This is a genomic window from Diaphorobacter oryzae DSM 22780, from assembly GCF_059568935.1.
In genome coordinates this window covers 115279-128569 of sequence record NZ_JCANUL010000006.1, presented here as the reverse complement: position 1 = coordinate 128569, position 13291 = coordinate 115279, and the positions used below count along the sequence as shown (strand labels likewise).

Below are 13291 nucleotides of genomic sequence, written 5' to 3'. Positions count from 1 at the left end.
AGCTCAGTCGCGCCCTTCTTTATGAATGAGACACAGGACATGGGTCCGCAGCCACGGAATGCCATTGACCCAGGGATAGAGCGCGGGCTGGACACGGCAGACGGCGCGCCCCAGGGGCGGAGCCAGCGTCACGCGGCGCATCTGCATGCGTCCTTCGGGAAACAGCGCCCGCACCCGGCTTACCGGCACACCGCGCACGTCGGCGTTGCGCGGATTGTTCACCACGAAATCGTGCCACAGCACCGCACCGCCCGGCCGCAGCCAGTGCCACACACGCTCGGCCAAGGCCTGCTGCACCGCGTCCGACAGAATCGACGAAAACACGGTGAAGAGCAGCACCAGGTCCTGGCTTGCATCCGGCACCTGCGCCCGCATGGCCGGTGCCAGCGCATCAGCGCACCAGACCCGACACGCGCCGGGCAGCACGGTGCGCGCCACGGCCGCACGCTCCTCCTGCAACTCGATGCCCTGAAGCCGCTGCGGGCTGGCGCCGGCGCGGATCAGGTCCTGCAGGTTGCCGCCGAAGCCGCAGCCCACCTCAAGCACCTGCAGGTCGGCCAGCGCTCCCAGCCCCGATGCGGCCAGCATGCGCAGCGACACACGCTGGCGCTCCTGCCAGGCGGCCAGCGCATAGGGGTCCATGAGTCCATACCGACGCGCATCGGCGCCGCCATCCCGCCTGGCATAGCGCCCGCGCACACGCTCGGACTCCGCCCCCCATGGCCCGGGTTGTGGTGATGGGTGCCTCATCGCGTCAAGGCTCCCCAGCGGTGCTGCGGCGCGCGGCGCCACAGCAGGTCCCACCACCCGCGCAGCGAACCCCAGCCATAGCCGATGTGGTAGGCCGCGATGACCGCCACCACGCGCACCGCCATGCCTGGCAGCAGTTCGCCGCGCATGCCCCGCAGCGCCAGGATCAACAACAGCGCATAGGCCAGCAGCAGGACTGCCAGCGGCACAACGCTGGCCACCGCTGCGAGCCCGGCACCGACCGCCATCGCGGCCACGAACACCGCGGGCACCAGATGCCGCAACGCTGCCGCCTGCCCGTGCTTGCGCATGACGAAGGGTTTCCAGTAACCGTACTGCGCATATTGGAGAAACACCTGCCCCAGTTGCGCGCGCGGGAAGTAGGTGGAGCGGATGTCCGGGCTCTGCCAGATGCGCCCGCCGGCGCGGCGGATGCGCAGGTTGTGCTCGTCGTCCTGGTTGCGTACCAGTTGCTCGTCGAAGCCGCCCACCTTGGCAAAGGTAGCGCGCGGCCAGCAGCCCAGGTACACGGTGTCCACCTCCCCTGCATACTGCAGATCACGCGAGCGTGCACCGCCGGCCACCCAGGGCGACTGGAAGGCTGCAGCCACCGCGCACTGCATGGTGCCTGCGCCCTGCGCGTGCCATGCGCCGCCCACGTTGTCGGCGCCGCTGGACTGCAGGGTCTCGATGCATTGCCGCAGATAGTCCTGCGCGTACCGGCTGTGAACATCCAGGCGTGCGATCACGGCGCCTCTGGATCGGGCAATGCACCGGTTCAGCCCCATGGAAACGATGCGCCCCGGGTTGTCCACGCAATGAAAGCGCCGGTCCTGGGTGCACCACTGCGCCAGCGCTTCACGCGTGCCGTCGTCACTGTTGCCGTCCGCCACCAGGACCTCCATGCGCCAGCCCGGTGGCAGCTCCTGCTGCGCGACATTGCGGCAGAACGCAAGAATGTGTTCACTCTCGTTGCGGCAGGGGGCGATCACCGACAGCAGATCTGGCTCGCCAGGCTCCAGCCCAGGCCATGCCCAGGGCGTTGTCTCGAGGGTCATGGCGCCCGTTCACCCGCACAGCGAAAGAAGTAGTGGTAGCGGTGCATGGGAAAGACACCGCTTTCCACCGCTGCGTACCGCTGGCGCATCTGGGCCACCAGTGCAGACCTGCGCGTCTGCCATTGCGATCCGATCTCCCAGTAGTGCCCGTCCGTCAACCGCCGCCGGCACGGTATGCGCAGCCCCAGGCAGACATCCACGAAGCGGTTGTGCACGCCCAGCCGCCCGCTCAGGCCCAGCCACGGGAAATGCCCCGGCAAGGAAATGAAGGCATTGGGCGCCAGGCTGCGCAGCACATCCAGATGCGCGCCGAACTGCTCGAAAGGAATATGTTCCAGCACCTCGCAGCACGCCACCACGTCGAACCGCTCTCCCGCCAGATGCAGCGGCAGGTCGGCCAACGGGGCGCAGATGTCTGCCCCCAAGGCGGGATTGATGTCCGCCGTCACCACCTCGACCCCCGCCTGCCGCAGGAAGGTGGACACGAAGCCATTGCCGATGCCGATTTCCAGCACCCGGCGCGGTCGGAAACTGCGCAACTGCAGAATCTGGAACGACATGGAGTGCAGATGCTCGGGCGTGAAATTGCTGTCGCCCGTGTAATACGAGCGCTCCAGCGCCGCCTCGCGCTGCGCCCCAACCTTGCCGTGCCTGTTCATGGTGTGCGATCAATTGCAGAAGGCTCAAGTATCGGCGCGAACGGCACGCAGCCCCCACCAGATATAGCCAACATACACGCAGGCTGCAGCCACGGCGTAAATCGCGGCAACCCCGGAGACGCCGGCATACCAGCCGCCAATCACGGCCGCCCCCAGCGCGGCACCAAACAGCAGGCACTGCCCCAGCAAACTCAGGCCCAGCCAGCCACGCCAGGCCAGCAAGAAGGCCATGGGGCTGGCCACCATGCGCACGGCCCCCAGCGGCAGTAGCAGCAACACCACCGCAACCAACACCGAACCCTGCTGCGGAAACAGCAGCGGCAATACCCACCAGGTGGCCCATGCCCCCACCAGATGCATTCCCGCCGACCACACGGCCATGCGCCGCAACGCATCCACCACCAGGGCCCGCGCCGCCGCGCGGGAGGAATGCGCGATGACCCGCGAACGCAGGCTGTCCGCCCAGGCCAGGCCCACCAGGCTGGTGGGCAGCATGGCCACCCGCAGCCCCAGGGCCATCACCCCGGCCGCTCCATTACCCGCCAGCCAGCCCACCAGGAGCACCTGGCCATGATTGGCCGATGTGTTGAGCAACAGGCCCGGCCACTCTGCGCGCACAAAGGCCCAACGCGCGCGCAACAACCGGCGCAGCCGGCGCTTGCCGTGGGCGCCTGCGGCTCGACCATGCCATGGTCTGGACAGGCACCAGCTGATTCCAGCGGCCATGGGCAAAGTCCAGATGACCGCCTCGGATCGCGCAGCTGTGGCGGCCCCGACCTGCAGCGCAAGCATCCACAGCGCCGGCGCCGCGCGTGTTGCCGCAGCCCGCGCCACCAGCCCGGCCCTGGCCAGACTCGCGGCCCGGATCTGCAGCGCGGCCAGAGGCACCACCGCCAAGGCCCCTGCACAAAGCCACCAGGGAGCGCCCAAAGCCAGGCATGCTGCAAGGGCCAGCCCCCCCACAGCCACCCCAAAGCCCACAGCCAATAGCCAGGCGGCGGCAAACAGGGAATCCGCGCGCTGCTGTCGCGGTTCCAGCTGCCCTGCGTATTCCAGACGCAGGGTGACCACGGTGGAGAGCATGGTCGCCAACGCCAGCGCCTGGCTCCAGGCACCAAAGCTCTCGGCTCCGGCCCACCAGGACACGAGCCAGGCGGAGGCGAAGAAGGCACCGTGCTGCGCCAAGGTCCATGTCACTGCCCTCCGAATGCCACCATGTGCACCGGAGCGTGGCAGAGGGCGCTCAACATCCCGCATCACACGTCACCGCACCCACGCCCTGGCGGCAGGAAAAATGGGGCTAGGGCACCTGGAGCCGACGGCTGCGATCTTCATGTTCTCCTGTGAATGAAACGGCCTCACGGGCCTACTCGGCAGCCCCGGCACGCCAACACCTAAAATCGGGGGATTCTTCAGAGCGCAACTGCGGGCACCACGGCGAGTCGCCAAGCATTGTCCACGCTCTCCCGCCAATCTTCGTACTTTCCTTATGTCTTCCGATCAGCCCAGCCCTACCGTTGCCCCTACGGACGAAAACCAGCTCATCGCAGAGCGCCGCGAGAAACTCAAGGCCCTGCGCGAGAGCCAGGCCCAGGGCCGCGGCGTGGCGTTCCCCAACGACTTCAAGCCCCAGCACCACGCGGCCGCGCTGCAGCAGCAGTACGCGCCCCTGGAGAACGAGGCTCTGGAGGCGCAGGCCGTGGCCGTGAGCCTGGCCGGCCGCATGATGCTCAAGCGCGTCATGGGCAAGGCCAGCTTTGCCACGCTGCAGGATGGCTCGCTCGGCGAGACCGGTGGCCGCATTCAGCTGTACGTGACGCGCGACGCCGTGGGTGAAGAGGCCTATGCTGACTTCAAGCGCTGGGACCTGGGCGACATCGTGGGCGCTGAAGGCACGCTCATGAAGACCAAGACCGGCGAACTGTCGGTCAAGGTCGACCGCCTGCGCCTGCTCACCAAGAGCCTGCGCCCCATGCCCGACAAGTTCCACGGCGTGGCCGACCAGGAGGTGAAGTACCGCCAGCGCTATGTGGACCTGATGACCGACGAGTCCGCGCGCCGCCGCTTCGTGGCGCGCAGCAAGGCCATCGGCGGCATCCGCTCGTTCATGATGGAGCATGGCTTTCTGGAGGTGGAAACGCCCATGCTCCACCCCATTCCCGGCGGTGCGAACGCCAAGCCCTTCGTCACCCACCACAATGCGCTGGAGCAGGAGATGTACCTGCGCATCGCCCCCGAGCTATACCTCAAGCGGCTGGTCGTGGGCGGATTCGAGCGCGTGTTCGAGATCAACCGCAACTTCCGCAACGAAGGCATCTCGGTGCGCCACAACCCCGAGTTCACGATGATGGAGTTCTACGCGGCCTACTGGAACTACCGCGACCTGATGGACTTCACCGAGCAGCTCGTGCGCGACGCGGCCCAGAAGGCCGCGGGCACGCTGCAGCTGACCTACGGCGGACGCGCGGTGGACCTGTCGCAGCCCTTCCAGCGCCTGACGATCCGCGAAGCCATCTTCCAGTACACCGAGGCGGGTGCGCATGTGGATGACGCCGCCTGGCTCATCGGCGCGCTCAAGAAGCTGGGCAAGACGGAGGAGAAGGACCGCTTGTCCGCCCGCACCCTGGCCAGCCTCCAGGTGCTGTACTTCGAGGAAGAGGTGGAGGACAAGCTGTGGCAGCCCACCTTCATCATGGAGCACCCGACCGAGATCAGCCCGCTGGCGCGCGCCAATGATCAGCGCCCCGAGGTCACCGAGCGCTTCGAGCTCTACATCACCGGCCGCGAGTTCGGCAACGGTTTCTCTGAGCTCAACGACGCCGAGGACCAGGCCGCGCGCTTCCACGCCCAGGTGGAGGCCAAGGATGCGGGTGACGACGAGGCGATGTTCTTCGACCACGACTTCGTGCGCGCCCTGGAATACGGCCTGCCCCCCACGGGCGGCTGCGGCATCGGCATCGACCGCCTGATGATGCTGCTCACCGACAGCCCCAGCATCCGCGACGTGATCCTGTTCCCCGCCCTGCGCCGCGAGCACTGACCCCTTCCCGCCCTCCGGGGCGGGCTGCACCCCATCACCTCCAACGCACCGCGTACCGCGAGCCCTCATGAGCCCACCCCACAACGCCAGTGCCTTCCCCCACTTTCTGCAGGAGCCCTTCAGCGTGCTGCTGGTCGAGGATCTGGCGGCGGTGCGCGCCACACTGGCCTCCGAGCTGCGCCATGTGGGCGTCACTGAGGTGCTGGAGGCCGCGTCGGCCGACGCGGCCCTGCAGTTGTTCAAGCTGCGGCGCCCGGACCTGGTCCTGCTCGACATCCGCCTGCCTGGGGGCAACGACGGTTACTGGGTGGCGCAGCGCATGCGCGAGGCCGAGACCGGCGGCTGGACGCCCATCATCTTCCTGTCGGGCCTGGACGGCGACCTGGACGTGTGGCGCGGCATCGAAGCCGGCGGGGACGACTACCTCGTCAAGCCCGTCAAGCCCATCGTGCTCGCCGCCAAGCTGCGCGCCATGCGCCGGCTGCGCGACATGCGCCGGCGCCTCGTGGCGCTCACCGAGGAGCTGCACCTGGCCAACCAGCGCCTCAACGAGATGGTGGAGATGGACCCGCTCACGGGCCTGGTCAACCGCCGCGGCTTCGACCGCATCCTGCACAGCGAAATCCTGGCGGCGCGCCGCGACGGCACGCCGCTCACGCTGATGCTGTGCGACCTGGACCATTTCAAGCGCTACAACGACACCCTGGGCCATGTGCAGGGTGACACCTGCCTCAAGGAGGTCAGCCGCGTGCTGCACGAGGTCTGCATGCGCCCGCGCGACGTGGCCTCGCGCTACGGCGGAGAGGAGTTCGCGCTGATCCTGCCCAACACCCCGCGTTCGGGCGCCATGACGTTTGCCCGGGCGCTGGGGAAGCTGCTGAAGACCCGTGCCATCGCCCACCCCGGCTCGCCCAACGGCGAAATGCTGACGCTCTCGGGCGGCATCACCACCTGCGTGCCCGACGAGACCACCAGCGCGGAAAGCATGCTCATGCGCGCCGACGAGGCCCTGTACGCCGCCAAGGCCCAGGGCCGGGACCGCTTCTTCAGCTTCGAGATGCAGATGGACACCGTCGAGCAGCGGCAACTCTGAGCCCCCCGGAACCCGTGCCACGCCCTTTTCTTGCTGAATCGCCATGCTGCCGCGCCTGAAAGCCGCCCTCCCCCTCTGGATGCATGACTGGCTCGACATCATCGTGCCCGGCGTGCAGATCGTGCTCATCCTGCTGGCGGCCCTGCTGCTGCAGCGGGTGCTGCTGCGTATCATCCTGCGGGCCAGCGACCACTACCAGTTTCCGCACGAGTTGCTGACGCCCCTCAACGCCGTGGTGCGCTGGCTCATCATCGGCAGCGCCGGCCTGCTGGTGCTGGAGCGCCTGGGTGTGTCCGCAGCCGTGCTGTGGACGGCCTTCACCGGCTTCGCCACCGTGGGCGCCGTGGCCTTCTTCGCCGCCTGGAGCGTGCTGTCCAACCTGTTCTGCGCCTTCCTGATCTTCACCGTGGGGCCGTTTCGCGTGGGGGACCACATCGAAGTGCTGGACACGGCGGAAAAACCCGGCGCCCTGGGCCGCGTGGTAGACATCAACCTGCTCTACACCACCCTGGAAGACGCCACCGCCCCCGAGCCCGACACGCTGCTGCAGATCCCCAACGCTCTGATCTTCCAGCGCGTGGTGCGCCGCTGGCGCGCCGGAACGCCCGTGCCGGCCGCCAGGCTGCAACCCGCCAGCCATGGCGAAGCGCCCACGGCTGGCAATACGCCGGAGCCTGCCCCCGCGCCCAAGGCAGCCAGCTTCCCCTGAACGGCGGAACGGCTGCACAAGCAGATCGCTATTAAAACAATAGCTTTTCACGCTTCACAGACGCCGATTCAGGCATCTTTTGACCTGTAACAAAATTTGAACAACAGGGTGCGGCCGGGCCCCTGGTAAAACCATGCAAGGGACATCCCCGTCAGTTCACCGTAAGCCGCCAGGGCGACGCTGCGGCTCCCTTCCCGCGTGGAATTCACCCGTCTAGCAAAAACCGCACGCCGGAGCCACCCACGGTTACCCTGTTTTCCGGCACCACGCATATCGCTAACCTTCGTGGTCTAAGTCTCAGGCCCCTACCGGGGCCTGTTGAATTTTCAGACCGCTTTATCCGAAGTCGAGAGATTCCTATGAGCACTCCATTCCGCATGCATACCATCGTTGCCGCACTGGGCCTGGCCAGCGCCGCTTTGTTCTCCACCGCGCATGCGCAAGTCAAGATCGCCATGGTGATGCCCACCACGGGTCCCCTGACTCAGTACGGCGACATGGTCAAAGAAGGCGTGACCACCGCCGTCGAGATGGCCAATGCCTCGGGCGGCGTGGGCGGCAAGAAAATCGAACTGGTCGCCATCGACGACGCCTGCGAACCCAAGCAGGGCCCCGTGGCCGCCAACCGCGTGGTCAATGCCAAGATCGGCTACGTGATCGGCCCGGTCTGCTCCGGCGCCTCCATCGCCGCCGCGCCCATCTACAACAACGAAGGCGTGGTCGTCGTGACCCCGTCCGCCACCTCCCCGGCCCTGACCGACGGCAAGAACTACCACTTCATCTTCCGCACCATCGGCCGCGACGACCAGCAGGGCCCCGCCGCCGCCAAGTTCATTGCGGAGAAGGCCAAGCCCAAGAAGGTGGCCGTGCTGCACGACAAGCAGTCCTATGGCCAGGGCATCGCCGCCTCCGTGCGTGACGACCTGAAGAAGGCCGGCATCAACGTGGCACTGTTCGAGGGCATCAACGCCGGCGACAGCGACTACTCCGCCGTCATCACCAAGCTCAAGGGTGCCGGCGTGGACTTCGTCTACTACGGCGGCTACCACCCCGAAATGGGCCTGCTGCTGCGCCAGGCCGGCGAACAGGGCCTGAAGGTGCGCATGATGGGCCCCGAGGGCGTGGGCAACCCCGAGGTCAACGCCATCGCCGGTGCCGCCGTGGAAGGCATGCTGGTGACGCTGCCCGCCGACTTCGCCGCCAACCCCAAGAACGCCGCTGTCGTGGCCGCCTTCAAGGACAAGAAGCGCAACGCCTCCGGCGCCTTCCAGCTGACCTCCTTCGCCGCCACGCAGGTGCTGCTCGAGAGCATCAAGGCCGTGGGCGACAACCCCGCCAAGGTGGCCGACCACCTGCACAAGAGCACCATCGAAACGGTGCTGGGCCCCGTATCCTGGAACAAGCAGGGTGACCTGAACTCCTTCGACTTCCAGGTCTTCCAGTGGCACAAGGACGGCAGCAAGTCCGTCGCCGCCAAGTAATCCGCCCTCCCCGCCCCAAGGGTGCGCAGCGCTGGCTGCGCACCCTTGGTTCATTGCATTCGGGCCCTTCGGGCCTTTTTCTGTTGAGGGGTGGCACGCATGTCTGATCTCTTACCCCAGCTGTTACAGCAGCTGTTCAACGGTCTTTCTCTGGGCGCTATCTACGCCCTGATCGCCATCGGCTACACAATGGTCTACGGCATTATCGGAATGATCAATTTCGCCCATGGCGACATCTACATGATCGGCGCCTACATCGGCCTGGTCACGCTGTCGGCCATCGGCATGCAAAGCGGCCTGCCCATATGGGCCATCATCGGCCTGATGCTGGTGGTCGCCATCGTGATCACCGGCGTCTACGGCTTCGTGGTGGAGCAGGTGGCATACAAGCCCTTGCGGGGCAGCCCGCGGCTCGTGGCGCTGATCTCTGCCATCGGCATGTCCATCTTCCTGCAGAACTGGGTGGCCCTGGGCCAGGGAGCGCGCGACATGGCCGTGCCCTCGCTGATCCCCGGCGCGCTGCGCTTCGGCGCTGAAGGCGGCTTCGAGATCTATGTGCCCTACTCGCGCATCCTGATCATCGTGGTGGCCGTGGTGCTGATGGCGCTGCTGACGCTCTACATCAAGCATTCCCGCATGGGCCGCGCCTCGCGCGCCTGCGCGCAGGACATGCACATGGCCAACCTGCTGGGCATCGATACCAGCCGCGTGATCTCCTTCACCTTCATCCTGGGCGCCATGCTGGCGGCCGTGGGCGGCGTGCTGATCGCGCTGGCGGTGGGCAAGCTCAATCCGTTCATCGGCTTCCTGGCGGGCATCAAGGCCTTCACGGCGGCCGTGCTGGGCGGCATCGGCAGCATTCCGGGTGCCATGCTCGGCGGCGTGATCCTGGGCGTGGCCGAGACCTTCGCCGCCGCCTACATCTCGTCGGAATACAAGGACATCGTGGCCTTCGGCCTGCTGGTGCTGATCCTGCTGGTCCGCCCCACCGGCCTGCTGGGCAAGCCTGAAGTGGAGAAGGTCTGATGCACAACACCGGTTTTTCCACCCATCTGCGCAACGCCTGCATTGCCACCCTGCTCGCCGCGGTGGTGGTGCTGCCCATCTTCACGCTGCACCTGGAACGCGCGGGCATGCGCACCGTCATCGTGCCCGAATGGAGCACGCTGCTGTGGGGCTGCCTGGCCGTGTTCGTGGTGCAGCTGCTGCGGCCGCTGCTCGCCGCGCGGCTGCCCAAGCTCTCGCTGCCCAGCCTGCCGCAGGCGGCGCCGAACCAGCGCAAGGTGCTGATCTTCGTGGCGCTGATGCTCGCCGCCTCGTGGCCGTTCTTCGCCGGCCGCAATGCGGTGGACATCGCCACGCTGGCCATGATCTACGTGATGCTGGGCCTGGGCCTGAACATCGTCGTGGGCTTTGCCGGCCTGCTGGACCTGGGCTTCGTCGGCTTCTACGCCGTGGGCGCCTACACCTACGCCCTGCTGTTCCACTGGGCCGGCTGGTCGTTCTGGGAGGCCCTGCCCCTGGCCGGCGCGGCGTCGGCGCTGTTCGGCTTCGTGCTGGGCTTCCCGGTGCTGCGCCTGCGCGGTGACTACCTGGCCATCGTGACGCTGGGCTTCGGCGAAATCATCCGCCTGCTGCTGGTCAACCTCACCAGCTTCACCGGCGGGCCGGACGGAATCTCCAGCATTCCCAAGCCCAGCGTGTTCGGACTGGAAATGGCACGCAACCCCAGCACCGAGGGCGGCACCACGTTCCACCAGTTCTTCGGCCTGGAGTTCAGCTCGCTGCACATGGTGATCGCCCTGTACCTGATGGCGCTGCTGCTGGCCGTGGTCACGCTGTTCATCAGCAACCGCCTGATCCGCATGCCCATCGGCCGTGCCTGGGAGGCGCTGCGCGAGGACGAGATCGCCTGCCGCTCGCTGGGCCTGAACCCGATGAAGATCAAGCTCTCGGCCTTCACACTGGGCGCCATGTTCGCGGGCTTCGGCGGCGCGTTCTTCGCGGCGCGCCAGGGCATCGTGAATCCCGAGTCGTTCACCTTCATCGAATCCGCGCTGATCCTGGCCATCGTGGTGCTGGGCGGCATGGGCTCGCAGCTGGGCGTGATCCTCGCGGCCATCCTCCTGACCGTGCTGCCCGAGGTGGCGCGCGAATTCTCCGAGTACCGCATGCTGATCTTCGGCCTGGTCATGATCCTGATGATGATCTGGCGCCCACAGGGCCTGCTGCCCATGAAGCGACACCACGTGGAGGTGCCCGCATGAGCGCCCCCCTGCTTGAAGTCAAAGACCTGTGCATGCGCTTCGGCGGCCTGCTGGCGGTGGACCATGTGGGCTTCGACGTGCGCCCCCAGGAGGTCTTCGCCATCATCGGCCCCAACGGCGCAGGCAAGACCACGGTGTTCAACTGCATCAGCGGCTTCTACCAGCCCAGCAGCGGCCAGATCGCGCTGCAGGGCCAGAGCATCGCGGGCCAGAGCAGCCACCAGGTGGCCAACCACGGGGTGGTGCGCACCTTCCAGAACGTGCGCCTGTTCAAGGCCATGACGGCGCTGGAAAACCTGCTGGTGGCCCAGCACCGCCAGTCGCGCGCGCCGCTGCTGTCGGGCCTGCTCAACACCGCGCGCTACCGCCGCAGCGAGGCCGAGAAGGTCGAAAACGCCCTGCACTGGCTGGACGTGATGGGCCTGCGCCAGTTTGCCAACCGCGAGGCCGGCAACCTGGCCTACGGCCACCAGCGGCGCCTGGAGATCGCGCGCTGCATGATCACCAAGCCCCGCCTGCTCATGCTCGACGAGCCCGCCGCCGGCCTGAACCCGCAGGAAAAGAAGGACCTGCAGGGCCTGATCGACCAGCTGCGCCGCCAGTACGGCGTGGCCGTGCTGCTCATCGAGCACGACATGGGCCTGGTCATGGGCGTGTCCGAGCGCATCCTGGTCATGGAATACGGTAAGCCCATCGCCATGGGCGAGCCCGAGGCCATCCGCAACGACGAACGGGTCATCAAGGCCTACCTGGGAGAAGCCTGATGACGCCCATGCTGCAAGTACAAGACCTGTCCACGCACTACGGCGCCATCTGCGCCGTGAACGGCGTGAGCCTGCATGTGAACCAGGGGGAGATCGTCTCGCTGATCGGCTCCAACGGAGCGGGCAAGACCTCGCTGCTCATGACCATCTGCGGCACGCCGCGCGCCAGCGGCGGCACCGTGCGCTTCGAGGGCGAGGACATCACCCAGCAGTCCACGCACCTCATCATGCGCAAGGGCATCGCCGTCTCGCCCGAAGGGCGCCGCATCTTCTCGAACCTGACCGTGGTCGAGAACCTCAAGATGGGCGGCTTCTTCCAGGACGCCGCGGCCATCGACGACGGCATGGAGCATGCGTTCAAGCTCTTCCCCCGCCTGAAGGACCGCGCCAACCAGCGCGCCGGCACCATGTCGGGCGGCGAGCAGCAGATGCTGGCCATCGGCCGTGCGCTGATGAGCAAGCCGCGCCTGCTGCTGCTGGACGAGCCCACGCTGGGCCTGGCGCCGCTGATCATTGCGCAGATCTTCGAGATCATCCAGACCATCCGCGCCGCAGGCGTCACCGTGTTCCTGGTGGAGCAGAACGCCAACCGCGCGCTGCAGATCGCCGACCGCGGCTACGTGCTGGAAAACGGCCGCGTGGTGCTGGAGGACACGGGCGCCAACCTGCTGACCAACGCCGACGTGCGCAAGGCCTACCTGGGCGCCTGAACCACGGCCTTGAAAAAGACAAAAGCGGCCATTGGCCGCTTTTGTTTTGATAGCTTCTAGCGCTTGCTCCATAAGGGCTAGCGCCGGTTTTTGCTACAACCTCACGCCTGGATGCCTGTCTTCTTTGAAGGGCATCACCGTGAGTCCATCGCTATGGACCATCTATCCTGAACGAATGCGCACCCGCGCTGGACGCTCTGCCCGGTGAACCGGTGGTGATGCTGCTTCGAAAGCAGCGACCGGTGCCTCTTTTTTAATAGCGGCCACCGCGATAGCCGCCACGATCGGACCCACCGCCAGAACTCGGCCGAGCCTCCATCGGGCGTGCGATATTCACCGTCAAGGCGCGCCCATCCACCAACATGCCATTCAAGCCGTTGATGGCTTCCTGGGCCTCGGAGTCGCTGCCCATTTCAACAAAGCCAAAACCCTTGGAACGACCCGTGTCGCGCTCCATCATGACCTTTGCAGAGGTGACGTTCCCGAATTGGGAGAATTGCTGGATGAGCGATTCGTCACGGACGGAATAGGCCAAGTTGCCAACATACAGTCGATTGTTCATATACGTGTCTTTCTTTCGTAGAGAGAGGGAGTGGCTGTGCAAAGCCCGTCCCGAGCGGAAAAATGAGAAGAAGTGAAGCCTGTGCGCCGCACATGGCGCTCCTGGCTTCGATTGCGCAAGCAGCCGACTGCTGCGCCAAGCCCGCACGACGCCCCTGGTAGGGTGCCTGAGCGTGCCTGCCGGGGCGCGAATACGAGA

General features: G+C 66.5%; 12 protein-coding genes and 1 pseudogene. 8 read left to right on the top strand and 5 right to left on the bottom strand.

Annotated elements, in window-relative coordinates:
• Nucleotides 1-3 precede the first annotated feature (3 nt).
• The 4 genes from BP68_RS11750 to BP68_RS11735 form a co-directional block, all read right to left on the bottom strand.
• Entirely contained in the window at nucleotides 4-642 is a 639-nt protein-coding gene (locus BP68_RS11750) for a class I SAM-dependent methyltransferase (RefSeq protein WP_496371908.1), read from the bottom strand.
• A gap of 104 nt (nucleotides 643-746) precedes the next feature.
• Nucleotides 747-1808, bottom strand: a complete 1062-nt coding sequence (locus BP68_RS11745) for a glycosyltransferase family 2 protein (protein WP_496371906.1) — start codon at nucleotides 1806-1808, stop codon at nucleotides 747-749.
• Nucleotides 1805-2467: a class I SAM-dependent methyltransferase gene (locus tag BP68_RS11740; protein WP_496371904.1), complete on the bottom strand. Its 663-nt coding sequence runs from the start codon at nucleotides 2465-2467 to the stop codon at nucleotides 1805-1807. Before BP68_RS11740 ends, BP68_RS11745 begins: the two co-directional genes overlap by 4 nt.
• A 24-nt stretch (nucleotides 2468-2491) precedes the next feature.
• Nucleotides 2492-3550 (bottom strand): hypothetical protein, encoded by a 1059-nt coding sequence (locus BP68_RS11735; RefSeq protein ID WP_496371902.1) that lies wholly within the window; start codon nucleotides 3548-3550, stop codon nucleotides 2492-2494.
• 406 nt (nucleotides 3551-3956) lie between these two features.
• On the opposite strand from BP68_RS11735, the gene lysS reads away from it, so the two are divergent.
• The 8 genes from lysS to BP68_RS11695 all read left to right on the top strand — a co-directional run bounded on the left by lysS (nucleotide 3957) and on the right by BP68_RS11695 (nucleotide 12531).
• Nucleotides 3957-5507, top strand: coding sequence for a lysine--tRNA ligase (lysS, locus tag BP68_RS11730; protein ID WP_496371900.1), 1551 nt, complete (start codon nucleotides 3957-3959; stop codon nucleotides 5505-5507).
• Between the two features lie 67 nt (nucleotides 5508-5574).
• Nucleotides 5575-6600, top strand: a complete 1026-nt coding sequence (locus BP68_RS11725; RefSeq protein ID WP_496371898.1) for a GGDEF domain-containing response regulator — start codon at nucleotides 5575-5577, stop codon at nucleotides 6598-6600.
• Nucleotides 6601-6643: 43 nt separating this feature from the next.
• Complete coding sequence (locus BP68_RS11720) at nucleotides 6644-7309, top strand: mechanosensitive ion channel domain-containing protein (RefSeq protein ID WP_496371896.1); 666 nt, start codon at nucleotides 6644-6646, stop codon at nucleotides 7307-7309.
• Nucleotides 7310-7668: 359 nt separating this feature from the next.
• Nucleotides 7669-8790: a high-affinity branched-chain amino acid ABC transporter substrate-binding protein gene (locus tag BP68_RS11715; RefSeq protein WP_496371894.1), complete on the top strand. Its 1122-nt coding sequence runs from the start codon at nucleotides 7669-7671 to the stop codon at nucleotides 8788-8790.
• 99 nt (nucleotides 8791-8889) lie between these two features.
• The gene (livH, locus tag BP68_RS11710) at nucleotides 8890-9816 is read left to right on the top strand and encodes a high-affinity branched-chain amino acid ABC transporter permease LivH (protein WP_496371892.1); all 927 of its coding nucleotides are present in this window, start codon (nucleotides 8890-8892) and stop codon (nucleotides 9814-9816) included.
• Nucleotides 9816-11057, top strand: a complete 1242-nt coding sequence (locus BP68_RS11705) for a high-affinity branched-chain amino acid ABC transporter permease LivM (protein ID WP_496371890.1) — start codon at nucleotides 9816-9818, stop codon at nucleotides 11055-11057. The genes livH and BP68_RS11705 overlap by 1 nt, the downstream gene beginning before the upstream one ends.
• Nucleotides 11054-11821, top strand: coding sequence for a high-affinity branched-chain amino acid ABC transporter ATP-binding protein LivG (livG, locus tag BP68_RS11700; protein ID WP_496371888.1), 768 nt, complete (start codon nucleotides 11054-11056; stop codon nucleotides 11819-11821). The genes BP68_RS11705 and livG overlap by 4 nt, the downstream gene beginning before the upstream one ends.
• A complete protein-coding gene (locus BP68_RS11695; protein ID WP_496371886.1) occupies nucleotides 11821-12531 on the top strand; it encodes an ABC transporter ATP-binding protein in 711 nt (236 codons plus the stop codon). The genes livG and BP68_RS11695 overlap by 1 nt, the downstream gene beginning before the upstream one ends.
• Nucleotides 12532-12790: 259 nt before the next feature.
• Here the strand turns inward: BP68_RS11695 and rbp are convergent.
• Nucleotides 12791-13093, bottom strand: a pseudogene (rbp, locus tag BP68_RS11690) (RNA-binding regulator); the annotation flags it as partial.
• Nucleotides 13094-13291: the final 198 nt, after the last annotated feature.

Excerpts from the sequence above, each read along its gene's own strand:
- BP68_RS11735 (WP_496371902.1), bottom strand. The coding sequence starts at position 3,550 with ATGCTCTCCACCGTGGTCACCCTGCGTCTGGAATACGCAGGGCAGCTG.
- BP68_RS11750 (WP_496371908.1), bottom strand. The coding sequence starts at position 642 with ATGGACCCCTATGCGCTGGCCGCCTGGCAGGAGCGCCAGCGTGTGTCG.
- BP68_RS11740 (WP_496371904.1), bottom strand. The coding sequence starts at position 2,467 with ATGAACAGGCACGGCAAGGTTGGGGCGCAGCGCGAGGCGGCGCTGGAG.
- BP68_RS11715 (WP_496371894.1), top strand. The coding sequence starts at position 7,669 with ATGAGCACTCCATTCCGCATGCATACCATCGTTGCCGCACTGGGCCTG.
- BP68_RS11745 (WP_496371906.1), bottom strand. The coding sequence starts at position 1,808 with ATGACCCTCGAGACAACGCCCTGGGCATGGCCTGGGCTGGAGCCTGGC.
- BP68_RS11695 (WP_496371886.1), top strand. The coding sequence starts at position 11,821 with ATGACGCCCATGCTGCAAGTACAAGACCTGTCCACGCACTACGGCGCC.
- livG (WP_496371888.1), top strand. The coding sequence starts at position 11,054 with ATGAGCGCCCCCCTGCTTGAAGTCAAAGACCTGTGCATGCGCTTCGGC.
- lysS (WP_496371900.1), top strand. The coding sequence starts at position 3,957 with ATGTCTTCCGATCAGCCCAGCCCTACCGTTGCCCCTACGGACGAAAAC.
- BP68_RS11725 (WP_496371898.1), top strand. The coding sequence starts at position 5,575 with ATGAGCCCACCCCACAACGCCAGTGCCTTCCCCCACTTTCTGCAGGAG.
- BP68_RS11705 (WP_496371890.1), top strand. The coding sequence starts at position 9,816 with ATGCACAACACCGGTTTTTCCACCCATCTGCGCAACGCCTGCATTGCC.
- livH (WP_496371892.1), top strand. The coding sequence starts at position 8,890 with ATGTCTGATCTCTTACCCCAGCTGTTACAGCAGCTGTTCAACGGTCTT.
- BP68_RS11720 (WP_496371896.1), top strand. The coding sequence starts at position 6,644 with ATGCTGCCGCGCCTGAAAGCCGCCCTCCCCCTCTGGATGCATGACTGG.